Here is a 23,879-nt window from a genome sequence, read left to right on the forward strand (position 1 = left end):
TCCATGCGGATCCTCCCATGTGCCCGATCTGGCATCGCGGAGGCATCCGAAGGTGGAGGATGACGAAGGAACAACTCCCAGGAGGTAGGACCGTGTTTGGATTCGGGCGGCGTAAGTCCCAGGGGCAGCTGGCCAAGGCCGAGCTGAACCAGAGCATCAGCCACCTGATGCAGGCAGCCAACCACGCAGCCAAGGGCGCTGGCGCAACCGTCGGTCCGCGGGTCCAGGTGGCCCGGGGCTACGTGGCGCCGACCGCGGCGAAGGTGCGCGACCGCGCGTCGACCGGCTGGGGGGAGACACTCACCACGCTGGCACCGCTGGCCGCGGCGGCCCGTGACGGCGCCGCGCAGGCAGGGCCGCTGACCAGGAAGGCCAAGTCGAAGACCATGCGGATCACCGGTAAGAAGAAGCAGCCGCGTCGTCGCGGCTCGATGATGACCGGCCTGTTGGCAGCGGGCGTCGTCGCCGGCGTGGCCGGCGCGGTGGCCATGCGCCGTCGCCGCGAGCAGCAGGAGTGGGCCGAGTACGACCCGACCCGCACCCTGGAGCCGATGCGCGACGAGGTCGACTCGATCGAGGTGCGCACGCCGTCCGCCACCAAGGGGAGCGACGGGTCCGCGATGACCGGCGGGTCCGCCATGACCGGTACGGCGGGTATGACGGGTGCGGCGGGGATGACGGGTGCCGGCAGCTCGGCGGTGGCCGGCGGCAGCAGCGCCAGCACCACCGGCACGGCCAAGCAGACCAGCGTCCGGCCGACCGACAAGGTCCCCTCGGTCGCCGAGGGTGCCACGGACGTCTCCGGCCGGCCGACCGACGACCTCACCAAGGCACTGGGCAAGGACACGGCCCGCACCAACGGCCGTCGCTGACCCAGCGACAACGCATCGAGCGCCGGCGCAGCGGGGTCACCCCCGCTCGCCGGCGCTGTCGCGTGCCAGCGCTCGGCGTGCGCTCCGCGTCAGCGGCGGTCAGGTGGCAGAGCGGGTGCTTCCGCCCCCGGCGGTCAGAGCCAGCCGTTGCGGCGGAACCAGCGGTAGAGGGCCAGCGAGATGCCGAGCATGATGGCCAGGACCACCGGGTAGCCGTACGTCATCTTCAGCTCGGGCATGTTGTCGAAGTTCATCCCGTAGATACCGGCGATGGCGGTCCACACCGCGGCGATACCGGCCCAGGCGGCGATCTTGCGCATGTCGTTGTTCTGGTCGACGGTGACCTGGGCGAGCCGCGCCTGGAGGATCGAGTTCAGCAGGTCGTCGTAGGAGTTGACCTGCTCCACGGTGCGGCTCAGGTGGTCCTGCACATCCCGGAAGTAGCGGCGGATCTCCTTGGGCACGTCCCGGTTGACCTGGGAGGTCAGCGTCATCAGTGGCCGCTGCAACGGCACCACCGCCCGCTTGAACTCCACCAGCTCCCGCTTCATCTGATAGATCCGTTGGATCCGCCCATGGCTGTGGCGGTCGAAGACCTCGGCCTCCAGCATGTCCAGGTCGTCCTCCAGTTGGTCGGCCACCTCCAGGTAGAGGTCGACCACCCGGTCGGTCACCCCGTACGCCACCGCCCACGGACCCTGGAGCAGCAGATCCTCCTTGGTCTCCAGGTCAGCGCGGATCGGGGCGAGCCGGCAGGCGTCCCCGTGCCGGACGCTGATCACGAAGTTCGGGCCGATGAAGAGCATCACCTGCCCGGTCTCCACGACCTCGGAGTTCTCGGTCAGCTCGGCGTGCTCGCAGTACCTCGCGGTACGCAGCACCAGGAAGACGACATCGCCGAACCGCTCCAGCTTGGGGCGCTGCTCCGCCTTGACGGCGTCCTCAACGGCGAGTTCGTGCAGACCGTAGGTCTCCGCGATGGCGGTCATCTCGGCCAGCTCCGGTTGGTGCAGACCGAGCCAGACGAAGCCGTGCTCCTCGCGGCGGGCCGCCGCCAGGGCGTCCGCGTACGTCCACTCGCCGGGTTGCCGCTTGCCGTCGACGTACAGCGCGCAGTCGACCACCGAGCTGCGGTCGGTGCCGGTCGGGGTCGGGACGGGCGGCGAGCCGTCGGCGTTGAGGATCCGGGTCATCGCCCGGACCGGGGAGGGCCAGGCCCGAGGTCGCAACACCCGACCGGGGGTGGACGACGCCGTCCGGTCCCGCTCTGTGCGATCCGTCATCGCGTCACCTCCCACGCTCGGCTGCGGCTTGCAGGCTACGCCGACTGTCGTCGAGGACATGTGTGACGGCGGTCGCGTGGGGGTGGTGCCGGGTGGGCCGGGCCGCATCGGGGGGTGTGCGGGGACGACACGGCCCACCCGACACCGGTGGGGGCGGGAGGTTGTGCTGCCGCATCGTCCGAGATGGGGGGCCGGCCCGGAGGCCGGGCGGTGATCTCCGCTACATCACGGGCGACGCTCGCAGCATTGTGGGCCGCCGGCCGCCCCGGACGGGAGTCCCGGGACGGCCAGCATCGTCGTTCTGTCAGGAACCCGACAGTTGGCTCAGGCGCGGACGGCCTCGACGGCCTCCGCGAGGCGACGGACACCCTCGTCGATCCGGTCGGCGGTCACCGCCGAGAAGGCCAACCGGAGGGCGTGCTGCCCACCGTCCAGCACGAAGTCACTGCCCTTGACCACGGCGACCCCACGCTCGGCGGCAGCCGGAGCGAGCCGGTCGACCAGCACGTCCTCCGGGAACTCCACCCAGAGGAAGTAGCCGCCGTCGGGCTCCACGAAGCGCGCCTGCGGCAGGTGCCGGCGCAACGACTCGGCGAGCACCTGGGCCCGCTCACCCAGCGCCGCGCGGACCGTCTCGATCGAGCGGTCGATGTCACCGGAGACGCAGAACTGGTGCACGATCGCCTGCGACACCATGCCGGGCGAGATGTAGAGGCTGGTCGCGTTCTTGGCGATGTCGGCGATCAGGTCCGCCGGGCCGACCAGATAACCGACCCGGACACCCGGGCAGACCGTCTTGGTGAAGCTCGACGCGTGCACCACCACGTTGCGGGTGTCCAGCGAGAGCATCGACGGCAGCGCCTCGCCACGGAAGCGGATGTCCGCGTACGGGTCGTCCTCGAAGATCGTGAACTCGTACTCGGCGGCCAGGTCGAGCAACTCCCGACGCTTCCCCTCCGAGAGCGTCATGCCGGCCGGGTTCTGGTAGTTCGGGATCACGTGCGCGAGCCGGGGTCGGACCCCCGACTCCAGCAGCTTGCGCAGCTCGGCAGTGTCCAGGCCGTCCGGCTGGACCGAGATGCCGTGCAGCTCGCTGCCCATCCGCTGGAGGTTGAGCAGCGTCCGGTCGTACGTCGGGCGTTCCACCACCACCGCGTCGCCCGGGCGGACCAGGTGGTCGAAGAGGAACGCGTCGGCCTGAAGCGACCCGTTGGTGACCAGCACCTGGTTGGCTTCCACCCCGTGCTTCTCGGCGATCCACTTTCGCAGCGGAAGGTAGCCGACGGAGGTGCCGTACGCCGTGACCCCCGCAGGGTCGGCGTCGAAGGCGCGGACGGCGGCGGCCTTGAGCCCCTCGACATCGACGATGTCCAGCGAGGGAGCCCCACGGGCAAAGGAGATCAACTGCTCGGCGGTCATGGATGTTGAGCGTACGGGCGGCGATGGGGGACGCGCGGACGGCACGGCGATGTCCGCATCCTGAGCCACCGGGACGGGTGACCCGACTCCACCGGTCGGCGACAGATCAGACCGGAAGGGCGAGCGCGTCGTGGTGCGCCGCCCGGGAAAGTCCCTCCAACTGCACGCCGAGCGCGTCGAGGAGCTGGCTCCAGTCGAAGTAGGAGCGCCAGGCGGTGATCCGACCCTTGCGGGCCCGGACCACGTCGGCCACCTCCCAGCTCACCAGCCGGCCGGTGGGAGCGACGGTGCCGTACGGCGAATGCAGCGTGCCGGTGTGGGTGCCGGTCAGACGCAGCTCGACGGCGGCGCCACCGCCGGTGCGAACCGTGCCCAGCGGGTCGACCCGCAGGTCCGGGAAGGCACCCGTCCAGGTGCGCAGGAGTGCGGGCAGCTCGATGGGCCGGACCGTCACGCCCGGCATGGAGTAGAACGCCTCCGGGGCGTAGAGATCCGGTAGACGGGCCACGTCCCGACGCAGGAGCATGGCGTACTGCTGCTCGACCAGCCGCTCCGCGTCGCGCATCGGGACCTCCCCCGCGGGCCACGGCATCTCCGCGCCCGCGAGGAATCCCTACCCGTCTATCCGGGCATGCACACCTGCGCGGGCCGAGATTCCGGCCCCGGCCGGGTCAGGTCGTGGAGACGGCGGCCTGATCCTCCGCCCACACCCGCATGATGTCCCGCACGGAGATCACCCCGGCCACCTCCCGACCGTCCAGCACCACCAGGTGCCGGAACCCGCCCCGGGCCATCGCCGCGGCGGCCTCGGCCACCGTCCACTCCGGCCCCGCGTAGACCACGTCCCAGGTCAGGTGGGCGCCGGTGCGTTCCACATCACAGTCCAGGCCGGCGCCGATTGCCTTCAACACGTCGCGTTCGGTCATGATCCCGACGCCCTCGGAGTCCGGGTCGATCACGACCGCCGACCCGACACCGCGGGCCGACATCATCCGGGCCGCCTGGCGGAGCGTGTGCTCCGGACCGACGACGAGGACCTGGCTGGACATCGCATCCCGTACCTGCATCACACATCACTCCCTTGGGACGGTGGCATCCGGTACCGACATGGTCGTCCGTGGATGTTTCCGGGACAAGACCGAGCCTCGGGGCAACAGCGGACGCTCGCTACTGTCGAGCGGTGTCCACCGAGCCCCTGCGCTGCGCCGGCGCGCTGATCGTCGACCACGACGGCCGCATCTTCTTTCAGCGCCGCTCACCCCAACGGCGCCTCTTCCCCAACTGCTGGGACATCGTCGGTGGCCACCTGGACCCCGGCGAGGACATCGACGAGGCGCTGCGCCGGGAGATCACCGAGGAGACCGGCTGGGTTCTCTCGCACGTCCTCGGCCAGGTGGGCGAGTACCACTACGTCGGCGACGACGGCCTGGCCCGCATCGAGTACGACTTCCTGGTCCGCGTCGACGGCGACCTCGACCGCCCGAGGCTGGAGGCCGGCAAGCACACCGAATACCGCTGGCTGGCCGAGGACGAGGTGACAGTGCTGGACGAGCACCGCCACGTCAACGACGGGCTGATCCGGCGGATCGCGGAAGAGGGCTTCGCCGTCCTGCGGTCGATCGGTCTGTGAACACCGTCGAGCTGGCGCCGCACCGGTTCGCCGGGCTGCTCGCCCCGGCCGTGGACCGGGCCTTCCGCGCCGGCATGCTGGCCGGCCGCGACGGTGGCGGAGCCGTTCTGTCCCAGCGGTACGGAGGAGTCGCGGCGACCGGCTTCCTGGTTGACCTGCGCACCCGACTCGCGGCACCCGGTGGCACTGTCGACGGGCCCGGGTTCGCGGCGATCACCCGTTACCAGGACCCGGTCGTCTGCCGGCGGACGGTGGACAAGCAGGTGGCGTACGGGATGCTCCACCGCGGCCCGGACGGCACGCTCTCCGCCACCGAACGGGGAGCGGCCTTCCTCACCGAGCTGTACCAGGTGCACGCCGAGGTCACCGAGGAACTGTGGGCCGGGCACGGCGAACGGGTGTCACGGCTGGTGGCAGCCCTCGGCCGGCTGCTGTCGTACGCCCTGGTGCTGGCCGACGAGGCCGGTGACCGCGGCGGCTCCGCCTTCGCCGCGATGGCGCCCCCGCACGAGCCGGACGGCATCCCGTCGGGCGTGCTGCTGCTCAACCGGCTCGGCACGTTGCGATACCACCGGGCCGACGCGCACGCCGCAGCCTGGGAAGCCGCCGGGCACACCGCATCGAGCGTCGCCGCCCTGCCGGCCGGCCCCGAGCGGACCGCCATCGAGCTGGAGACCGACCGACGGGCGGCCGGCCCGTACGCCGCTCTCGGCGCGGAGGAGCGACTGACGATGCTCGCCGACCTGGCGGCGTTGCCCGGCTGACCCGGCTGACCCGGTTGACCACAGCGGCCCGACCAAGCGGCGCTATCCTCCAGCGATGACGGGGAGCAGGACGAGGGAGGATGTCGCGATGATCGGAATGGTGCTCGCGGCCGGAGCGGGACGCCGGCTGCGCCCGTACACCGACACCCTGCCCAAGGCTTTGGTGCCGGTGGACGGCGAGACCACGATCCTGGACATCGCGCTGGGCAACCTCGCCGAGGTCGGGCTCACCGACGTCGTGATCGTGGTCGGCTACGCGGCGGACGCGGTCCGTGAGCGGCAGGCCGACCTGGAGAAGCGGTACGGGGTGACGATCACCCTGGTGCACAACGACAAGGCCGAGGAGTGGAACAACGCCTACTCGCTCTGGCTGGCCCGGGAATACTTCGCGCGCGGGGTGCTGCTGGTCAACGGGGACACCGTGCACCCGGTGAGCGTGGAGAAGACCCTGCTCGCCGAGCGTGGCCCGGGCATCCTGCTCGCAGTGGACACCCTCAAGCCGCTGGCCGAGGAGGAGATGAAGACCACCTTCGACGCCGCCGGTCAGCTCACCCGGATCACCAAGATCATGGACCCGGGCGAGGCGTACGGGGAGTACATCGGCGCCACGCTCATCGAGCCGCAGGTCGCCGACGCCCTCGCCGACGCGCTGGAGGCGACCTGGCGACGGGACCCGAACCTCTACTACGAGGACGGCTACCAGGAGTTCTCCGACCGGGGCGGGGAGGTGCGGGCGGCGCCGATCGGTGACGTCCCCTGGGTCGAGGTCGACAACCACGCCGACCTGGCCCGCGCGCGGGAGATCGCGTGCCGCTACTAGCTCGGAGCATCCTCACCCCGCTGCACATCGACGTGCGACGCGGGGCGGTCGCCGACCTGGGCGCGATCCTGGCCGACGGGCGAATCTCCTCCGGGGGCGACGTCGCGGTGGTGGTCGGCCCCGGTCAGGGCGCCCAGATCGCGGAGCTGATCCGACCGTCGCTGCGCTCCGCGGACGTCTTCACCGTCTCCGGCGGGACGCTGGACGCCGCCGACGACCTGGGCGGCAAACTCCGCGCCCGGTCGTACGACGCGGTCGTCGGCATCGGCGGCGGCAAGACCATCGACGTGGCCAAGTACGCGGCGACCCGTCGGGGCCTCCCGATGGTGTCGGTGGCGACCAGCCTCGCCAACGACGGGATCGCCTCCCCGGTGGCCAGCCTGATCACCGACGGGATCAAGGGCTCCTACGGCGTCCACATCCCGATCGGGGTGATCGTCGACCTGGACTTCGTGGAGAGCGGCCCGGACCGGCACAACCGGGCCGGCATCGGCGACGTGATCAGCAACATCAGCGCGCTGGCCGACTGGGAGCTGTCCCGGCAGGTACGCGGTGAACCGGTCGACGGGCTGGCCGCCTCGCTCTCCCGAGCGGGCGCCGAGGCGGTGCTCAACCACCCGGGCGACATGAGCGACGACGCCTTCGTGATCGTCCTCGCCGAGGCGTTGATCTCCAGCGGCCTGGCGATGGCTGTCGACGGCACCAGCCGTCCGTGCAGCGGCGGCTGCCACGAGATCATGCACGCGGTCGACTCGCTCTTCCCCGGCACCGCCTCACACGGCGAGCTGGCCGGGCTGGGCGCGCTGTTCTGCACCTGGCTGCGCGGGGACCTGCGCCGGTTCGGGGAGATGTCGGCCTGCCTCGCCCGACACGGTCTGCCCCGGCTCCCCGCCGACGTGGCGCTCACCGACGACCAGTTCGTCGAGGCGGTGCAGTTCGCGCCGCGTACCCGACCGGACCGCTACACCATCCTGGAGCACCTGGCGCTGTCGCCTACCGAGACGCGGGAGCGGCTGGCAGACTACGCCGGTGCAATCCGCGACCAGCTTGGCTGACCCCCGTCCCACCGTCGCCGACTTCCACCGGGTGAACCGGGGCGGCGGCCTGTTCAGCGAGTCGATCAGCCAGTGGCTGGGAGCCGTCTTCGCGTTGGTCGCCCAGCGGCTCGGGTTGCGCCCCACCGCGCTGACCATCAGCAACCTGGTGCTCGGGCTGGCCACCTCGGTCACCGTCGTGGCGCTCGCCGGCCCGGTCGCCGACGGCGACGTGCCGGCCTGGGCGGTCGGCCTGCTCGCCCTGATCGGCTGGCAGGTGGCGTACTCCCTGGACTGCGCCGACGGGCAGCTGGCCCGGGTGACCGGCCAGGGCAGCGCGGCCGGCGCCCGGATCGACATCCTCTGCGACGTGGCCGCGCAGATCGCCCTGGTGGCCGCGCTCGCCGCGACCGCCGTGGCGCAGGAACCCTCCACCCCGACCTGGCTGGTGGCGACCTTCGCGGGCACCTGGATGGTCAACCTGGTCACCTCGGTGATGCAGGCCGGCCCGAACGCCGCCAGCATGGTCACCTCGACCTCGCTGCCGGTCCGCGTGGTGAAGCTGATCCGCGACTACGGCGCGGTGATCTTCGTGGCCGCCCTGGTGCTGGCCGTGGCGCCCGCGCTGGTCCTCTGGGTGATGGTCGCGTTCACCATCGTCAACGGCGGCTTCCTGCTCGCCAGCATCGCCTTCTCCGCCCGCGCCTCCCTGCGCTGACCGCCACCGCCCAGAACGCGTCCGCACGCGCCACCCGCGCCGCTCGCCCGCACAGGCGCGCCGCTCGCGCCCTTGGCCCGCTCGCCCTCACGCCGCACGCCCGCACGCCCTCACGCCGAACGCCCGCACGCCGCACGCCGCAGGCCGCACGCCGCACGCCGCACGCCCGCAAGATCCACCCAACTTCCCCGAAGTTGCTGCCTCGGGCTCGCGTGAGACCCCAACATCCCTGATGTTGCGCGGATCTTGCCGGCAGATCCGCCCGCCCGGTTCTACGGTGCGGCGCGGCGCGGTGCGACCCGGCGCAGTCCCAAGATCGTGCGGAAGCGTCAGGTGCGGACGCGTCAGGTGCGGCGATTCAGACGTGGTTGGGGTTGCGGGCTACGCCCGCGTAGATGTCGATGAGCTGCTTGGTGACCACGTCGGGGTGGAAGGTGCGCTCGTAGCGAGCGCGGGCGGTCAGCGCCAGCCCGGGGGCGCCGGCCCGAGCGATGGGCAGGGCGGCGGCGAGCGCGGCGGGCTCCGGTGCGACGACCCAGCCGGCATCGCCCAGACCGATCCCGTCCGGCATCGGCGACCCACCACCACCGCCGGCGACGGCGGAGGCGACCTGCGCCGGGCCGGTGCCGGCGGGCTCGTGCGGGGCGTCGGCTCCGACCAGGTAGGGGATGCCGCCCAACGCCGTGCCGAGCACCGGCCGGCCGCTGGCCAACGCCTCGATGATCACGGTCGGCAGTACGTCGTGCCACATGGAGGCGGCGATCACCACCGCACTCGCCTCGACGGCGGCCCGCACCCCGGCACGGTCGAGTTGACCGAGGTAGACGACGTCGGCCCGCTCGGCGGCGGCTGCCTCCACGAGCGGGCGCAGCTCGCCGTCGCCCGCTATGCGCAGCGTGCCCAGCGCACCCACCGGGTGCCGGCGCCAGGCGTCCAGCAGCAGGTCGACGCCCTTCTCCGGGGAGAGCCGGGCCATGTAGAGGAACCCGTCACCGAGCGGCGTCGGCCGGCCCGGGTCGGGCACCGAGTTCGGCTTCACCACGATCCGTTCGTCCGGTATGCCGTAGTCACGGAGGTGATCGGCGATCGCCGAGGTGAGCGCGACGTACCGGTCGACGGAGCGCCAGGTGCCCCGGTGCACGGCAAGGGTGGTCGCCATCAACGCGCTCTGGGCCGCCGAGTCGCGGTAGCAGCGGTGCTTGATCGCCGGCACACCCAGCGCCCGGCCCTTGCAGTCCTGGCAGATCACGCCGTCGCGGAAGTAGATCCCCGAGGAGCAGACCTGCCGGTAGTTGTGCACGGTCTGCACCACCGGCACGCCGTGGCGGTGCGCGGTCCGCACCACCCACGGCGACAGCAGGGGGTACGGGTTGTGCAGGTGCAGGACGTCCGGTCGGTGCTCGGTGAGCAGTCGGCTCAGGTCGTGCTGGGCGCGCGGCGCCCAGATCGGCGAGATCGGCAGCAGCGCCTTCGCCACCTTCGACATCGACGGGATCTCGTCCGAACTGCGGATGAACGGCAGCACCTCGACGCCGGCGGCGGTCAGCTGAGCGATCTCCGAGTCGACGATCGTGTTCTCGCCGGAGGGCTGTGCTTCCCGGTACCGGTTGTGCGCCACCACGATTTTCACGGAGCCTTGCCTTTCGTTCCCGGCCGTGCCGGCTTCTGCCCCCGCCTGCGCGAAGGCTCGCAAGATCACGTCTGCGGGACTCGCGGGCTTACGCCTCGCGCTCGCGACAGGGACTCGCGAGCTGATTCCGCACGCTCACCGGAAAGAAGGCTACCGTTGTGTCGTGCCCGAGCTACCGGAGGTTGAGGCGCTCGCGGGTTACCTGCGACAGCGCGCGGTGGGGCGGCGTGTCGACCGGCTGGAGATCGCCGCGATCAGCGCCCTGAAAACGTACGAACCGGCACCGACAGCGGTTGCCGGTCGAACGGTGGTCGATGCCAGCCGGCACGGCAAGTTCCTCGACGTGCTCTTCGAGGGCGACCTGCACCTGGTGGTGCACCTGGCACGGGCTGGCTGGCTGCACTATCGGGAGGCGTTCCCGTCCACCACCCCGTTGCGTCCCGGCAAGGGCCCGATCGCGGTGCGCGTACGCCTCGACGACGGGTCCGGCTTCGACCTGACCGAGGCCGGCACCCAGAAGAAGCTGGCCGCGTACCTGGTCAACGACCTGGCGACGGTGCCCGGGGTGGCCAAGTTGGGCCCGGACGCGCTCTCCGCGGACCTGCCCACCTTCGCCGAGCGGCTGCGGAGCCGGCGGGGGCAGGTCAAGGGGGTGCTGACCGACCAGTCGGTGCTGTCCGGGGTGGGCAACGCATACTCCGACGAGATCCTGCACGCCGCGAAGCTGTCCCCGTTCGCGATCACCAACCGGCTCACCGATGACCAGATCGCCACCCTGCACGCGGCCACCCGGCAGGTCCTCGGTGACGCGGTCGAGCGGTCCCTCGGTCAGCGGGCGGCGGAGCTGAAGGGCGAGAAGCGGTCCGGGTTGAAGGTGCACGCCCGCACCGGGCTGCCCTGCCCGGTGTGCGGGGACACCGTGCGTGAGGTGTCGTTCGCCGATTCGAGCCTTCAGTACTGCGCGACGTGCCAGACCGGCGGCAAGCCGCTCGCTGACCGACGGTTGTCTCGTCTCGTACGGTGAGTAGCCCCACTCGGCGACTACGGAGCGGAATCGCCCTTACTGAGCGGAAGCTCCGGTCCGCCATTCTGGCCACGCGCGCATCCATCGGTATAGTGGCCCGGTCCCCGGCTTCTGAAATGGTGCGGAGCCGGCCAGATCCCGCCGGCACCATCGGTCGCCAATCTCCTTCGGGGCGGCGACCGGTCGGAGCCCGCGTGGGAGACTGGGACGGTGGGCGACCCGGGCCCTCACTGCGAGTGAGCGGCCCGTGTCATGCGGGAGGACATGGGTGAGGTGACGGCAAGCCTCCAGCGCCCGGTATCCAACGAAGGCCGGAGCAAACTCGTGCGGCACGTCGACAGCTTCGAGATCCAGCCGCCGACGCCGTCGTCACACAACGGCGTCCCCCGCTCGGCGTGGACCAGGGCGCGACGTCGTGTCTCCCGTTGGCACCGCCCCTACATCGCGATCCTGCTGCTGCTCGACTTCGGCGCGGCAGCGTTCGCCAGCTGGATCGCGATCCAGCTCTTCGACCAGGCCGCCTCCGGATTCTCCGGCACCAAGCAGGACCCGACCTGGTTCCACACGATCTCCTACCTGCTGCTCCCGCTCGGCTGGGTGGTCATCCTCTGGAGCAACCGGGCGTACGACCGGCGCTACCTGGGGTTGGGCCCGGACGAGTTCAAGCGGGTGATCCGGGCGGCGGTGACGGTCGCCGCGAGCGTCTCGTTCCTCGCCTTCTCCACAGTGACCCAGCTCTCCCGGTTCACCGTGGGCACGGCGCTGCTCGGTGCGACGCTGCTGATCCTCTGGGGCCGGTTCGTGGCCCGCTGGGCGCTGCACTACATCCGGCGGCGGGCCGGTCAGGCCGCGCACCGGATGGTGCTGGTCGGCACCCTGCCGGAGTGCCTGGAGGTCTACGCGGCGGTCACCCGCAACCCGAACGCCGGGCTGGTGCCCGTCGCCATCCACATCACCGACGGCTATGCGGCGGCCCGGGGCATGCCGACCCCGGTTCCGATCTACGCCGGTCGCGACGTTCTCGCCCTGGTCCGGGAGGTTGGTGGCGACACGATCGCCGTCTGTGGGTCGGCCAGCGCCGAGCCGGGCGAGCTGCGCCGGCTGGCCTGGCAGTTGGAGGGCTCGGGCGTCGACCTGGTGGTCGCACCGCAGTTGACCGACATCGCCGGCCCTCGGGTGCACATCCGGCCGATCGAGGGTCTGCCGCTGCTGCACGTCGAGGAACCGACCCTCTCCGGGCCGGCGCTGCTGGCCAAGAACCTGATGGACCGGGTCGCCGCCGGTCTCGGCCTGCTGCTGCTGATCCCGCTCTTCGTGGGCATCGCCGTGGCGATCACGATCTCCGACCGGGGTCCGGTCTTCTTCCGCCAGCCCCGGGTGGGGCACGAGGGGCGCACGTTCCGGGTGTGGAAGTTCCGGACCATGTACGTCGACGCCGAGGACCGGCTGGCCAGCCTTGTCGACCGCAACGAGACCGACGGCATGCTGTTCAAGATGAAGCAGGACCCGCGGGTCTTCCCGGTGGGTCGCTTCCTGCGGGCCACCTCGCTGGACGAGCTGCCGCAGCTGATCAACGTGCTCTGGGGTGAGATGTCGCTGGTCGGGCCCCGCCCGCTGCCGGCCGACGACGGCGACTTCCTGGGCGACGTGCGCCGCCGCCTGCTGGTCCGCCCCGGCATGACCGGGCTGTGGCAGGTCTCCGGCCGCTCCGACCTGTCCTGGGACGAGTCGGTCCGACTGGACCTCTACTACGTCGACAACTGGTCGCTGGCGTACGACCTCAGCATCCTGTGGCGCACCGTCGGCGTGGTGCTCGCCCGCAAGGGCGCGTACTAGGGGCTTGGCGCGCAGGCCCGCAGGGGCAAGGATCGCTGCGTGGCTGCCAACCTCTCCGCCGTGGTCGGCGTCGTCTCGCTCGTCACCGCGCTGACCGCCGCCCTGTTGGCGGTGCTGCGTCTGCGGGCTCGCCGGGGCATCGCCACCGCCACCCAACGGGCCACCTACGAGGTGCTGCACACGGCCGGTCTGGCCGCCGAGCCGCTGCGAGCCGGGCTGAGCGAGGCGGGCGCCGCGAAGGCCGTACGCCATCTGCGGGCTCTGGTGGGCGCGGCCGGGCTGGCGCTCGCCGACGCCGACCGGCTGCTGGCCCTCGATGGGCGCGGCACGCACCACGGCGAGCAGCTGCTCGCGGCGGCCCAGCGGACGGTGGACACCGGCCGCTCTACGGTGCTCGGTGAGCAGGAGCTGCACTGCGACCGGGTCGACTGCCCGATCCGAGGGGCGGTGGTCGCGCCGTTGCAGGGGGCGGACGGCCGGGTGGTCGGCGCGTTGGTGGCCATCGCCGACGGCCCACCACCGCCGGGGTTGGTGCAGGCCACCCTGGAGACGGCGCACTGGGCCGGTAACCAGCTCGCCCTGGCCGAGCTGGATTCGTCCCGCGAGCGGCTGGCCCGCGCCGAGATCCGCGCGTTGCGGGCGCAGATCAGCCCGCACTTCATCTACAACGCGCTGACCGCGATCGGGTCGTTCGTCCGCACCGACCCGGAGCGGGCCCGCGAGTTGATCCTGGAGTTCGCGGAGTTCACCCGGTACTCCTTCCGGGCGCACGGGGAGTTCACCACCCTCGCCGAGGAGCTGCGCTCGATCGACCGCTACCTAACCATCGAGCGGGCTCGATTCGGCGACCGGTTGCAGGTGCGGTTGCAGATCGCCCCGGAGGTGCTCCCTGTGACGTTGCCGTTCCTCTGCCTGCAACCGCTGGTGGAGAACGCTGTTCGCCACGGGTTGTCCCGCAAGCCGGGCACGGGCATGGTGAGCATCGAGGCCCGGGACGCGGGCGCCGAATGCCACATCACGGTGGAGGACGACGGAGTGGGAATGGATCCGACCACGCTGACCGCCGGCATCGCCGAGCTGGCCCGCGGCACTGGCGACCCGGGCGACGACACGGGCCAGCACGTCGGTCTTTCCAACGTCGACGAGCGGCTGCGGTCGGTCTTCGGGGACCGGTTCGGCCTGGTCGTGGAGACCGGGCTGGGCTCGGGCACGAAGGTGAGCATGCGGGTGCCGAAGTTCCACCCCGGCGTACGGGCAGGGTCGTGAGCGAGCGAAGCGGGACGGGTGCGGTGAACGCGTCCGGTTTTCTGCGGGTGCTGGCGGTGGACGACGAGCCGCCCGCACTGGACGAGCTGGCGTACCACCTGCGGGCCGACCCTCGGGTGGCCCGGCTGCACACGGCCGGTGACGCGACGGAGGCGCTGCGGCTGCTCCGGGACGGTGACGTGGACGTGGTCTTCCTGGACATCCGGATGCCCGGGCTGGACGGGATGGAGCTGGCCCGGGTGCTGCGCCGGTTCGCCCGGCCGCCGGCGATCGTCTTCGTCACCGCGTACGACGACGGCGCGGTGGACGCCTTCGACCTGGGTGCCACCGACTACGTGCGCAAACCCGTTCGCGCCGACCGGCTGGCCGAGTCACTGCGTCGGGTGATCGGGTCGCGGGTGGTGCCGTCGCACCCGGCGGCGCTGGCCCGCGCCGAGGAGGACCCGACCATCCCCATCGAGTTGGCCGGCACCACCCGGATGCTGCCCCGCTCGGCGGTGCGGTGGGTGGAGGCGCAGGGTGACTACGCCCGGTTGCACACCGCCGAGGGGTCGCACCTGGTGCGGGTCTCGCTGGCCACACTGGCGGAGCGTTGGGCGGATGCCGGTTTCGTCCGGGTGCACCGGTCGTACCTGGTGCAGTTGAAGTTGATCGCAGAGCTGCGGCTGGTCAACTCCGGCTACGTCGTGGTGATCGACTCCACCGAGCTGCCGGTGAGCCGGCGGCACACCCGGGAGCTGAAGGACAAGCTGGTCAGGGCCGCAAAGCAGGACTGGAGTCGCTGATCCGGGAATGAGACGACAGCTGCCGTACGTTGTACGCTAGTCCGTACGACTTCCGGAGGCTGCCGTGACTGTTTCCCCGTTCGACGCCGAGACCGAGTTCGACCGTCAGGTCGACCGACTGGTCCAGCTCGGCTACCCCGCCCTCGCCGGGCTGCCCGAGCGCGCCTTCCGCGACCTGGTAGCGCCGCTGCGCGCGAGGGCGATCGAGGGTGCCGACGGGCTGTCCGCCCCCACCGACGCCCGGGTGCCCTTCCTGCTGGTCATCACCCGCGACCTGGTCGGCGTGCAGGAACGACTGGAGCTCACCACGCTGGCCGGCAAACGCAAGCCCGGCGTCCTGGACCGCCACTACGCCGAGGACGACCTGCCGCGCTTCGACCCGATCAAGGAGCTGGAGGTGCCGGCCGGACCGGCGTACCTGCTCTTCGACGTCGACCGGGGCGAGGAGTTCCGCAACCTGGCCCCGGCCACCGCCATGGAGGGGATCACCGCCCAGGGTCGGCTGCCGCTCACCATCGACGAAGGTCTGGCCTTCGTCACGCTGCACCCGGCCGCGCTGGCGAGCAACCGGTGCTTCTCGCTCGTCGGGTCCCGATGCGGCGACAAGCGGGTGCCTGCGCTCTGGATCAGCCAGGGCGCGCCGAAACTGGGCTGGTGCTGGTACGGCAACCCGCACACCTGGCTCGGCTCCGCCTCCGCCCGCCCGGAGCGCATCGGTCTGGAGTGACCGACGGCCGGTGCCACCAGGCCCGGCCTCGATCGACTCGGATTCCTGGAAGTCGGGGCGTCCGGCCCGCCCGGATGCCCCGACTTCCCGAATGCCAGTCCACACGGCAGTTATCCACAGCCGTGAACCGTTCTCCACAGGTTATTCACAACGCCACCCACTGATCTCCACGGCGGCTCCCTACAGTCGAGACCCATGACGCAACGCCGGGTACTGGTGGTCGAGGACGAACGGACCATCGCCGAATCCATTGCCGCCCGCCTCCGCGCCGAGGGCTTCAGCGTGGAGATCGCGGCGGACGGGCCCAGCGCAGTCGAGCAGTTTCGCAGCGGCCAGCCGGACCTCGTCGTCCTGGACGTGATGCTGCCCGGCTTCGACGGCCTGGAGGTGTGCCGGCGGATCCAGGCCGACCGTGCGGTGCCGGTGCTGATGCTCACCGCCCGCGACGACGAGACGGACCTGTTGGTGGGGCTCGCGGTCGGTGCGGACGACTACCTCACCAAGCCTTTCTCGATGCGGGAGCTGGCCGCGCGGGTGCACGTCCTGCTGCGCCGGGTGGATCGGGCCGCCACCCCCGCGCCGCCAGCCATCCGCCTCGGCGACATCGAGATCAACGAGGCCGAGCGGCGGGTCCGCCGCGACGGCGCGGACGTGCACCTCACGCCGACGGAGTTCGACCTGCTGGTCCACCTCGCCGGGCGGCCCCGCACGGTGCTTCCCCGCGAACGGCTGCTCGCCGACGTCTGGGGATGGGTCGACGGGAGCGGCACCCGCACGGTGGACAGCCACATCAAGGCCCTACGCCGAAAGCTGGGCGCCGATCTCATCCGCACCGTGCACGGGGTCGGCTACGCGCTGGAGCTGCCGTCGTGACCGCCGCCCTGCCCACCCGCCTGGACCGGGTGCTGGAACTGCTGCCCCGCCCGCTGGATCCGGTGCGCTCGATCAAGCTGAAACTGGGCGTGCTGCTGGTCGTCTCCGGTGCGGCCGGCCTCGGGTACTTCTCGTACGGCATCGGCTGGCCACCACCGGTGACCTCGGCGACCGCCATCGCCGTCGCCCTGCTCACCTCCCAGGTCCTCGCCCACGGGATGACGTCGCCGCTGCGGGAGATGACGGCGGCGGCCGGCGCGATGGCCCGGGGCGACTACACACGACGGATACGCGCCACCTCCCGCGACGAGGTCGGTGAGCTGGCCCAGGCGTTCAACAAGATGGCCGCCGACCTCCATGCCGCGGACCAGCGCCGGCGTGAGCTGATCGCCAACGTCTCACACGAGCTGCGTACGCCGATCACCGCGTTGCAGGGCGTGTTGGAGAACATGGTGGACGGGGTGGCCGATCCCGAGCCCGCGGCGCTGCGCTCGGCGCTGGCCCAGACCGAACGGCTCGGACACCTCGTCGCCGACCTGCTCGACCTGTCCCGCCTCGACGCCGGGGTGGTGCCGCTGCGCCGGGTACGGATGGACGTGTGGGACTTCCTCGACGAGGCGGTCGAGCACGCGACGGCCAGCGCGTCCGGCGCCGGCATGGACGTGCACTTCGAGCTTCGCGAGTTGCTGACACCGCTGGCGGTCAACGCGGACCCGTGGCGGTTGCACCAGGTGTTCGCGAACCTGCTCGACAACGCGGCGCGGCACAGCCCACCCGGCGGCGTCGTGCGGGTCAGCGCCGAGGAACACGGCGACCAGCTCCGGTTCGAGGTGAGCGACGAGGGCCAGGGCATTCCGGCGGACGAGCGTTCCCGGGTCTTCGAGCGGTTCACCCGCGGCGACCGGGCGGCCGGCGGCGGGACGGGTCTCGGTCTGGCGATCGCGCGATGGGTCGTCGAGTTGCACGGCGGCCAGATCCGGGTCCTCGATCCGGTCGGACCGCACCGGGGAGACCAGCCCGGCTGTCGCATCCAGGTCACCATCCCGATCGACGGGCCACACCGAAAAGAGGCCGCATGACCAGCCCTGGCAGCGTTCCCGTTCCGGCCACCGGGCCGACCGGAGCGCAGATCCCCCCACCCGGCAGACCCGGCACGGTTGCCCCGGCGGCCACCGGTCGGCCCCAACCGTGGCCGGTCACGCCGGCCCTGCCCAGGCCGCCGTCACTGATCGCGCGCCGCTGGCCAGGGCCGTCCGGCTCCGCCCGACCTCTGGTCCTGGCGGCCTTGGCGGCGGCGACCGTCGTCGGCGCGTCCACGCTCACGATGGTTCGTCCCGGTCTCGGCTGGCTGGTGGCCGCGCTGGCCGGCGCTGCCGCACTCGTCACCGCCACGCTGAACACCACTGCAACACCTTCGATTACGCCGACGAACACCCCCACGGCCGCGGTGCCACCCGGGCCGACGAACACCCCCACGACCGCGGCACCATCCGGGCCGACGAGCCCGGGAACGGTCGCCGCGACACCGACCGCCACGCCGGCTCCGCCGGCCGCGGCGACCACCGCCCGTCCCGGTGCCACGGGGGCACCGGGGCGGGCGGCACAGGTCGCCTGGGCTGCCGCGACGGTCGCGTTGGTCGCCGTCGGCACGGCCCGGGCCGCCGGCTGGCTCTTCGCCCTGTGCCTGCTCGCGGCCGCGGTGACCGGGACGCTCGCGGTGACCGGTGGGCGAAGCCCGCTCGGGATGCTGGTCGCCGCGACGCTGCCGCCCGCCGCGACGGTACGGGCGCTCCCCTGGGCGGTACGCGGGCTGCGGTTCGGGCAGCCGGCCACCTCGGGTATCGCGGTCGGGCGCATCCTGACCAGCCTGGCGATCTCGGCCGGCCTGCTGCTGCTGTTCGGTCTGCTCTTCTCCTCCGCCGACGCGGTCTTCGAGAACCTGGTCACCGGCCTGCTGCCAGACGTCTCGTCGGTCGGAGTGCTCGGCTGGCTGGCGCGGCTGGCGCTGATCGGCGGAGCCCTGCTCGGTGGCGCGTTCCTGGTCAGCCGTCCACCCGATCTGGAGGGTCTGCGCACGACACCACCCCGACCGGCTCACCGGTTGGAGTGGACCCTCCCGCTGGTGTTGCTGGTCGCCCTGTTCAGCGTGTTCGTGCTGGTCCAGCTGACGGTGTTGTTCGGCGGCGCGGGGCACGTCCTGCGCACGGCCGGGCTCACCTACGCCCAGTACGCCCGCGGCGGGTTCTGGCAACTGCTCGCCGTCACCGCACTCACCCTGCTGGTGATCGCGATCGCCGCCCGCCGGGCACCGAAGGCCACCCGGGCGGACCGCCTGCTGGTGCGCGTCCTGCTCGGCACGCTCACCGGGCTCACCTTGGTGATCGTCGCCTCGGCGCTGTACCGGATGCAGGTCTATGCGGACGCCTACGGCGCCACCCGGCTACGGCTCGTGGTGGCGACCATCGAACTCTGGCTCGGGCTGCTCTTCGTGCTGGTCGGGGTGGCGGTGGTGCGGTTGCGGGCCGACTGGCTGCCCCGGTTGGTGATCGGCACGGCGGTGCTGGCCCTGCTCGGACTGGCCCTGGTGAACCCGGACCGGTTGATCGCCGACCGGAACGTCGACCGGTACCTGCAGACCGGCCGGCTGGACGTCACCTACCTGTCCGGGCTGTCGGCGGACGCCGTACCGGCACTGGCCCGGCTGCCCGAGCCGATGCGCGTCTGCGCGCTGGGGCAGATCGCCGCCGAGCTGCCCTCGGACGGCCTGTGGGGGACGAACCTCGGCCGGGATCGGGCGCGGCGTGAACTCAGCAACATCCCGCTGACCGCGAGGGCCGACTGCAACGGTGGCCGGTCCTGGTGACCGGAGCGGCTTGACAATCCCGCGCGGCGGGCGAGACTGCCGGGGTGGCCAAGCAACTCCCTGACGTGGGGTCGGGCGGTGCGGTACCGCCGCCCCGGCGGGCTCGGATCGTGCTGGCCGAGATCACACGGCAGGACACCCGCGCCGAACGGACCCGCGCCGAGCTGGCCCAGCAGACCCAGGTCGGTGAGGCGCTGGTCCGCGGCCTGGTCCGGGCCCAACTCGCGCTGGCGTTGCGGCTCTCACTGGTGGTGGTCATCGGGTTGGGTGGGCTGCCGTGGCTGTTCGCCATCGCGCCGTCCCTGGGCCGGACCACCATCGCCGGCGTCAACCTGCCGTGGCTGCTGCTCGGGGTCGCCTCCTTCCCGTTCCTGATCGGGGTGGGCTGGGCGTACGTGCGGCTGGCCGAGCGCAACGAGCAGGACTTCAGCGACCTGGTGCAGCGGCCGGAGCGCTGAGGTGAGCAACGATTTTGTGGTTCCGGCCATCGTGGCGGTCACCCTGGTCACCGTCGGGATCGGCTTCTACGGGCTGCGGCTGGCCCGGACCACGTCGGACTTCCTGGTCGCGTCGCGGGCAATCAGCCCAACGTGGAACGCCGCCGCGATCGGCGGGGAGTACCTGTCGGCGGCGAGCTTCCTGGGCATCGCCGGCCTGGTCCTCAAGGACGGCGTGGACGTGCTCTGGTACCCGGTGGGGTTCGCCGCCGGCTACCTCGCCCTGCTGCTCTTCGTGGCGGCACCGCTGCGCCGCTCCGGCGCGTTCACCCTGCCCGACTTCTGCGAGCTGCGGCTGGGGTCCCGCCGGCTGCGCATCCTGGCCACCGCCTTCGTGATCTTCATCGGTTGGCTGTACCTGGTGCCGCAGCTCCAGGGCGCCGGGCTGACGCTGGCAACGGTGGCCGGCTCCCCGTACCCGGTGGGCGCCCTACTGGTGGCCGCCGTGGTCACCGCGAACGTGGCGCTGGGCGGGATGCGGGCGATCACCTTCGTGCAGGCGTTCCAGTACTGGCTCAAGCTGACCGCGCTCGCCGTACCGGTGATCTTCCTGGCGTTGCAGTGGCAGGCCGACGGTCGCCCGGCGGTGACCCCGCCCGACGGGCCGACGTTCCGGGTCGCGACCACCGTCGTGGTCGAGCACCGCGCGACCCTCACCCTGCCCGACGGCGAGATCCGGGAGGTACGCCCCGGCGACGAGCTGACCTTCGCCGCCGGCGACCCGGTGCCGGACGTGTCCGGGGTGGCCGCCGACGCCAGCGACTGGTTGCTGCCCAGCGCCGCAGGTGACGACGACCGAGGGCTCTTCGGGACGTACTCGCTGATCCTTGCCACGTTCCTGGGCACCATGGGCCTGCCGCACGTGCTGGTTCGCTTCTACACCAACCCCGACGGCGCGGCGGCCCGCCGGACAACCCTGGTCGTGCTGGCCCTGGTCGGTGCCTTCTATCTGCTGCCCACCCTGTACGGGGTGCTCGGCCGGATCTACACCCCGCAGTTGCTGGTCAGCGGGCAGACCGACGCGGTGGTGGTGCTGCTGCCCGGCGCGGCCCTCGGCGACGGGACGGTCGGGCGGCTGCTCACCGCGCTGGTCTCGGCGGGCGCGTTCGCGGCCTTCCTCTCCACGTCGTCCGGGCTGCTGACCAGCGTCGCCGGGGTGATCTCGACGGATGTGCTCGGCCGAGGCTCGGTACGCGGCTTCCGTCTGGCCACGGTGATCGCCGGAGCGGTGCCGACGGTGCTGGCGCTGCACGTCTCCGGACTGGACGTGTCGCAGGTGGTCGGGCTGGCCTTCGCGGTCGCCGCGTCGAGCTTCTGTCCGCTGCTGGTGCTCGGCATCTGGTGGCGTGGCCTGACCGACCTTGGCGCCGCCGCCGGTGTGCTGGTCGGCGGCGGGGCGGCGATCGGCGCGGTGCTGGTGACGGTGCTGGGCCCGCCGCTGTCCGGCTGGCCGGCCACGCTCACCACCCAGCCGGCCGCCTGGACGGTGCCGTTGGCCTTCACCGTGATGGTCGCGGTGTCGATGGCGACCCGCCGCCGTGCCCCCGCCGACGTCGCGGCCACCATGCTCCGCCTGCACACCCCGGAAGCCCTCCGGATGTAGAGCGCCGGAGACGGTGGGCGCCGGAGACGGGGGCCGAGGTCGAGGGCTGAAGCGGGAGCCGACAACTCACTACACTGCGCTCGTGACGTACCCCTCGGATCTGAACAGATCGATTTCCGAGCTGCTGTCGACGCTCGGTCGCAATGACGCTGGCAGCGCTGCCGAGGCGGCGCCGGTCGTGCAGGGCGTGGGTGAGGCGGCCGACGGGATGGTCCGGGTGGTGGCGCTCCCCGGTGGACAGATCGAGTCGGTCTGGATCGACCCCCGCTTGATGCGCTCTGCTTCGGAGACCCTGGCCGAGCACGTCCGGGAGGCGACAAACGCTGCTCTGACGGACCTCCGCTCGGCAGTGGCCGCCGTCGCGGTCGCGCCGGACACCACGGCGTTGCTGGAGCAACTGCGCGAGGTGCAGCGCAGCGCTGTGCCGCAGTTGCAGGGCATCATCGACACCCTCGGCGACGTCCAGGATCGGCTCTCTTCCGGTAGGCGGCCCTGACATGGCCCGGGTTGTGAACCCGGACGGGCTGCGCGATGCCGGCACCAACCTGCAGGACATCTCCGACCGTTTCCTCACTGAGCTGCGGGCATTCATGGCCGACCTGCAGGGGTTCGGCGCGCCCTGGGGAGGCGACGACATCGGCAGCCTGATCGGTGCGGCCTGCGAGGAGGTGACCGCGTACGCCGCCCAGTGCTTCGAGTCCGCAATCGAGGAGCTCGGCGTGGTCGGCGTCGACCTCAACCGGATGGCGCATCTGATCGACGAGGACGAGCGGGCTGTCGCGGAGCGCCTAGCCGGGCTCGGCCAGCAGTTGGGATGAGCTGACATGGGACTGCAACTGCCGGGTGAGCTGGTCACCTTCCTCAGCATGATCGGTTACGACTGGCCGCAGGCGGACGAGACGGCCCTGGTCGAGATGGGGCAGCGCTGGCTCGCCTTCAGCGGCACACTGCAGACCCTGACGGCGGAGGCGGGGCAGGCAGCCCAGCCGGTCGGAACCGGCAACGCCGGTGCCGACATCGAGGCCTTCCAGCGGTACTGGACCGAGCAGGACGGCCCGGTGCAGGTGTTGCAGGACGGGGCGCTCGCGGCCACCCTGGCCGGCACCGGGCTCATGGTCGTCGCGGCCATCGTGCTGGCCTTGAAGATCCAGGTCATCGTGCAGCTGGTGATCCTGGGCATCCAGATCGCGCAGGCGGTGGCGACCGCGGTCGCGACGTTCGGGGCCACCCTCGCGGAGATCCCGATCTTCCAGATGATCACCCGGGAGATCGTCGGTCTGCTGATCGACGAGGTGATGGGCGCACTCCTCGATGGGTAAGCGCGCCCGGGGGAAATTCATCCGCGCCGCCCTGTCCCACCTGCGCAAACAACGGGCGCGAGCGCGTCGCGGGCAACGGTCCGGCATGACGCCGGAACGGCTCCGGCACACGCTGCTGGGCGAGCGGGACGGTCGAGCCTCCGGTTGGCACCACCGACCAGGTGGCATCGATCCACCCGGCGCGAAGCTGATCAAGGTGACGAAGCGGGACAATCGCACCGGTGTCTACAACGGCAGGGTTGCGATGTTGAACCGACGAAACGGTGAGTGGCGGGAGAAGCGCGGCGGGAGCACCTTCTTCCCCGACCACTGGACACCCCAGGACGTCGACAACGCGATCACCCGGGGGTTCCACTCCCCCGACGTCGTGAAGGACCCAGAGACTGGACGCTGGTCGGGCAAGTTCAACGGTGTCCACCTGAAAGGCTTCTACGATCCGGAGACCGATACCCTCGCCCACGGTTTCCCGACTCTTCCTGGAGGCACTCCTTGAGCATCGAGTTCCACTGGTCGCAGGAGCGCATCGCGGAATACCACTCCACTGACCGGCGGCTCGCCTGCCTGGGGATGTGGTTGACCGACGACATCCAGAGCGTGCACGAGCTCTGCCTCGATCTGTTGGCCGACCTGGAGGACATCGCAGCCGGGCGGAAGGAGACCGAGAGTTGGGAGGGCAACGCCTGGGCTGCCGAACTCAGCGCAGAGGGCGTCGATCTGCAGAACCTCTGGCGTGACGTGCTCAACGCCCACTATCCGCTCGCGGAGACCCGCCGGGTGGTGGCGCAGTACTGGCGGTTGCTCGCCGAGGACCCGGACCGCACACGTGCGGTGGCCGAGTGGGAGCGCGAGAACGGTCGCCAGCACCCTTATCCGGCGCTCTGAGGGGCCTGTCCACCTCGGGGATGATCTCGGGTCC

General features: G+C 71.5%; 26 protein-coding genes. 21 read left to right on the forward strand and 5 right to left on the reverse strand.

Translation table 11 applies throughout. From position 1 onward, the window contains the following. Positions 1-59 precede the first annotated feature (59 nt). Positions 60-872 carry a hypothetical protein gene (locus KBX46_RS06585; protein WP_210791619.1) on the forward strand — a complete coding sequence of 271 codons (813 nt, stop codon included), beginning with the start codon at positions 60-62 and terminating at the stop codon, positions 870-872. Positions 873-1,006: 134 nt separating this feature from the next. On the opposite strand, the gene corA is transcribed toward KBX46_RS06585, so the two are convergent. From corA to KBX46_RS06605, 4 genes are all read right to left on the reverse strand, one after another. After that, positions 1,007-2,155 carry a magnesium/cobalt transporter CorA gene (corA, locus tag KBX46_RS06590; protein ID WP_210791627.1) on the reverse strand — a complete coding sequence of 383 codons (1,149 nt, stop codon included), beginning with the start codon at positions 2,153-2,155 and terminating at the stop codon, positions 1,007-1,009. A gap of 324 nt (positions 2,156-2,479) precedes the next feature. Beyond that, entirely contained in the window at positions 2,480-3,574 is a 1,095-nt protein-coding gene (locus KBX46_RS06595) for a PLP-dependent aminotransferase family protein (protein ID WP_088950700.1), read from the reverse strand. A gap of 106 nt (positions 3,575-3,680) precedes the next feature. Beyond that, entirely contained in the window at positions 3,681-4,139 is a 459-nt protein-coding gene (locus KBX46_RS06600; RefSeq protein WP_210791629.1) for an ester cyclase, read from the reverse strand. A gap of 106 nt (positions 4,140-4,245) precedes the next feature. After that, on the reverse strand, positions 4,246-4,641 hold the full coding sequence (locus KBX46_RS06605) for a cyclic nucleotide-binding/CBS domain-containing protein (RefSeq protein WP_088950701.1): 396 nt from the start codon (positions 4,639-4,641) through the stop codon (positions 4,246-4,248). 113 nt (positions 4,642-4,754) lie between these two features. Here KBX46_RS06605 and KBX46_RS06610 point away from each other — a divergent pair, with 113 nt between their 5' ends. The 5 genes from KBX46_RS06610 (at position 4,755) to KBX46_RS06630 (ending at position 8,540) form a co-directional block, all read left to right on the forward strand. Continuing rightward, positions 4,755-5,204 carry an NUDIX hydrolase gene (locus KBX46_RS06610; protein ID WP_210791631.1) on the forward strand — a complete coding sequence of 150 codons (450 nt, stop codon included), beginning with the start codon at positions 4,755-4,757 and terminating at the stop codon, positions 5,202-5,204. Beyond that, entirely contained in the window at positions 5,201-5,968 is a 768-nt protein-coding gene (locus tag KBX46_RS06615) for a hypothetical protein (protein WP_088950703.1), read from the forward strand. The genes KBX46_RS06610 and KBX46_RS06615 overlap by 4 nt, the downstream gene beginning before the upstream one ends. Before the next feature lie 88 nt (positions 5,969-6,056). Then, on the forward strand, positions 6,057-6,788 hold the full coding sequence (locus KBX46_RS06620) for a sugar phosphate nucleotidyltransferase (protein ID WP_088950704.1): 732 nt from the start codon (positions 6,057-6,059) through the stop codon (positions 6,786-6,788). Beyond that, the gene (locus KBX46_RS06625; RefSeq protein ID WP_210791632.1) at positions 6,776-7,843 is read left to right on the forward strand and encodes an iron-containing alcohol dehydrogenase family protein; all 1,068 of its coding nucleotides are present in this window, start codon (positions 6,776-6,778) and stop codon (positions 7,841-7,843) included. The genes KBX46_RS06620 and KBX46_RS06625 overlap by 13 nt, the downstream gene beginning before the upstream one ends. Continuing rightward, complete coding sequence (locus tag KBX46_RS06630; RefSeq protein WP_088950706.1) at positions 7,818-8,540, forward strand: CDP-alcohol phosphatidyltransferase family protein; 723 nt, start codon at positions 7,818-7,820, stop codon at positions 8,538-8,540. Before KBX46_RS06625 ends, KBX46_RS06630 begins: the two co-directional genes overlap by 26 nt. Positions 8,541-8,898: 358 nt before the next feature. Here the strand turns inward: KBX46_RS06630 and KBX46_RS06635 are convergent, their stop codons facing one another. Beyond that, entirely contained in the window at positions 8,899-10,170 is a 1,272-nt protein-coding gene (locus tag KBX46_RS06635; RefSeq protein ID WP_088950707.1) for a glycosyltransferase, read from the reverse strand. 163 nt (positions 10,171-10,333) lie between these two features. Between KBX46_RS06635 and KBX46_RS06640 the strand changes: the two genes are divergently transcribed. The 15 genes from KBX46_RS06640 (at position 10,334) to KBX46_RS06710 (ending at position 23,845) form a co-directional block, all read left to right on the forward strand. Then, complete coding sequence (locus tag KBX46_RS06640; protein ID WP_210791634.1) at positions 10,334-11,194, forward strand: Fpg/Nei family DNA glycosylase; 861 nt, start codon at positions 10,334-10,336, stop codon at positions 11,192-11,194. Positions 11,195-11,458: 264 nt separating this feature from the next. Continuing rightward, positions 11,459-13,030, forward strand: coding sequence for a sugar transferase (locus tag KBX46_RS06645; RefSeq protein ID WP_210792029.1), 1,572 nt, complete (start codon positions 11,459-11,461; stop codon positions 13,028-13,030). A gap of 39 nt (positions 13,031-13,069) precedes the next feature. Further along, positions 13,070-14,296 carry a sensor histidine kinase gene (locus KBX46_RS06650; RefSeq protein ID WP_141911837.1) on the forward strand — a complete coding sequence of 409 codons (1,227 nt, stop codon included), beginning with the start codon at positions 13,070-13,072 and terminating at the stop codon, positions 14,294-14,296. 23 nt (positions 14,297-14,319) lie between these two features. Further along, complete coding sequence (locus tag KBX46_RS06655) at positions 14,320-15,081, forward strand: LytTR family DNA-binding domain-containing protein (RefSeq protein ID WP_088950711.1); 762 nt, start codon at positions 14,320-14,322, stop codon at positions 15,079-15,081. Between the two features lie 64 nt (positions 15,082-15,145). Further along, the gene (locus tag KBX46_RS06660; RefSeq protein ID WP_210791636.1) at positions 15,146-15,808 is read left to right on the forward strand and encodes a DUF5701 family protein; all 663 of its coding nucleotides are present in this window, start codon (positions 15,146-15,148) and stop codon (positions 15,806-15,808) included. A 195-nt stretch (positions 15,809-16,003) separates the two neighbouring features. Beyond that, a complete protein-coding gene (locus KBX46_RS06665) occupies positions 16,004-16,681 on the forward strand; it encodes a response regulator transcription factor (RefSeq protein WP_088950714.1) in 678 nt (225 codons plus the stop codon). Continuing rightward, a complete protein-coding gene (locus tag KBX46_RS06670) occupies positions 16,678-17,760 on the forward strand; it encodes a cell wall metabolism sensor histidine kinase WalK (RefSeq protein WP_210792051.1) in 1,083 nt (360 codons plus the stop codon). Before KBX46_RS06665 ends, KBX46_RS06670 begins: the two co-directional genes overlap by 4 nt. Next, positions 17,757-19,544 (forward strand): DUF4153 domain-containing protein, encoded by a 1,788-nt coding sequence (locus KBX46_RS06675; RefSeq protein ID WP_210791644.1) that lies wholly within the window; start codon positions 17,757-17,759, stop codon positions 19,542-19,544. Before KBX46_RS06670 ends, KBX46_RS06675 begins: the two co-directional genes overlap by 4 nt. A 44-nt stretch (positions 19,545-19,588) precedes the next feature. After that, a complete protein-coding gene (locus tag KBX46_RS06680; RefSeq protein ID WP_231927173.1) occupies positions 19,589-20,002 on the forward strand; it encodes a hypothetical protein in 414 nt (137 codons plus the stop codon). A 1-nt stretch (position 20,003) separates the two neighbouring features. Next, positions 20,004-21,644, forward strand: coding sequence for a cation acetate symporter (locus KBX46_RS06685; protein WP_210791646.1), 1,641 nt, complete (start codon positions 20,004-20,006; stop codon positions 21,642-21,644). A gap of 82 nt (positions 21,645-21,726) precedes the next feature. Next, positions 21,727-22,140, forward strand: a complete 414-nt coding sequence (locus tag KBX46_RS06690) for a YbaB/EbfC family nucleoid-associated protein (protein WP_210791648.1) — start codon at positions 21,727-21,729, stop codon at positions 22,138-22,140. Position 22,141: 1 nt separating this feature from the next. Further along, positions 22,142-22,462 (forward strand): hypothetical protein, encoded by a 321-nt coding sequence (locus KBX46_RS06695; protein ID WP_210791650.1) that lies wholly within the window; start codon positions 22,142-22,144, stop codon positions 22,460-22,462. A 6-nt stretch (positions 22,463-22,468) separates the two neighbouring features. Beyond that, the gene (locus tag KBX46_RS06700) at positions 22,469-22,963 is read left to right on the forward strand and encodes a hypothetical protein (RefSeq protein WP_210791652.1); all 495 of its coding nucleotides are present in this window, start codon (positions 22,469-22,471) and stop codon (positions 22,961-22,963) included. A gap of 85 nt (positions 22,964-23,048) precedes the next feature. Next, the gene (locus KBX46_RS06705; protein WP_210791654.1) at positions 23,049-23,456 is read left to right on the forward strand and encodes an EndoU domain-containing protein; all 408 of its coding nucleotides are present in this window, start codon (positions 23,049-23,051) and stop codon (positions 23,454-23,456) included. Next, complete coding sequence (locus tag KBX46_RS06710; protein ID WP_210791656.1) at positions 23,453-23,845, forward strand: hypothetical protein; 393 nt, start codon at positions 23,453-23,455, stop codon at positions 23,843-23,845. Before KBX46_RS06705 ends, KBX46_RS06710 begins: the two co-directional genes overlap by 4 nt. The last annotated feature ends 34 nt before the right edge of the window (positions 23,846-23,879 follow it).

Source organism: Micromonospora sp. C81, from assembly GCF_018070425.1.
Lineage (GTDB): Bacteria > Actinomycetota > Actinomycetes > Mycobacteriales > Micromonosporaceae > Micromonospora > Micromonospora zamorensis.

Bases quoted from the DNA above. Each gene is read 5' to 3' on its own strand.
- KBX46_RS06675 (WP_210791644.1), top strand. From the start codon at position 17,757: ATGACCAGCCCTGGCAGCGTTCCCGTTCCGGCCACCGGGCCGACCGGA.
- KBX46_RS06620 (WP_088950704.1), top strand. From the start codon at position 6,057: ATGATCGGAATGGTGCTCGCGGCCGGAGCGGGACGCCGGCTGCGCCCG.
- KBX46_RS06645 (WP_210792029.1), top strand. From the start codon at position 11,459: ATGGGTGAGGTGACGGCAAGCCTCCAGCGCCCGGTATCCAACGAAGGC.
- corA (WP_210791627.1), bottom strand. From the start codon at position 2,155: ATGACGGATCGCACAGAGCGGGACCGGACGGCGTCGTCCACCCCCGGT.
- KBX46_RS06595 (WP_088950700.1), bottom strand. From the start codon at position 3,574: ATGACCGCCGAGCAGTTGATCTCCTTTGCCCGTGGGGCTCCCTCGCTG.
- KBX46_RS06700 (WP_210791652.1), top strand. From the start codon at position 22,469: ATGGGACTGCAACTGCCGGGTGAGCTGGTCACCTTCCTCAGCATGATC.
- KBX46_RS06600 (WP_210791629.1), bottom strand. From the start codon at position 4,139: ATGCGCGACGCGGAGCGGCTGGTCGAGCAGCAGTACGCCATGCTCCTG.
- KBX46_RS06695 (WP_210791650.1), top strand. From the start codon at position 22,142: ATGGCCCGGGTTGTGAACCCGGACGGGCTGCGCGATGCCGGCACCAAC.
- KBX46_RS06665 (WP_088950714.1), top strand. From the start codon at position 16,004: ATGACGCAACGCCGGGTACTGGTGGTCGAGGACGAACGGACCATCGCC.
- KBX46_RS06705 (WP_210791654.1), top strand. From the start codon at position 23,049: ATGACGCCGGAACGGCTCCGGCACACGCTGCTGGGCGAGCGGGACGGT.
- KBX46_RS06605 (WP_088950701.1), bottom strand. From the start codon at position 4,641: ATGCAGGTACGGGATGCGATGTCCAGCCAGGTCCTCGTCGTCGGTCCG.
- KBX46_RS06585 (WP_210791619.1), top strand. From the start codon at position 60: ATGACGAAGGAACAACTCCCAGGAGGTAGGACCGTGTTTGGATTCGGG.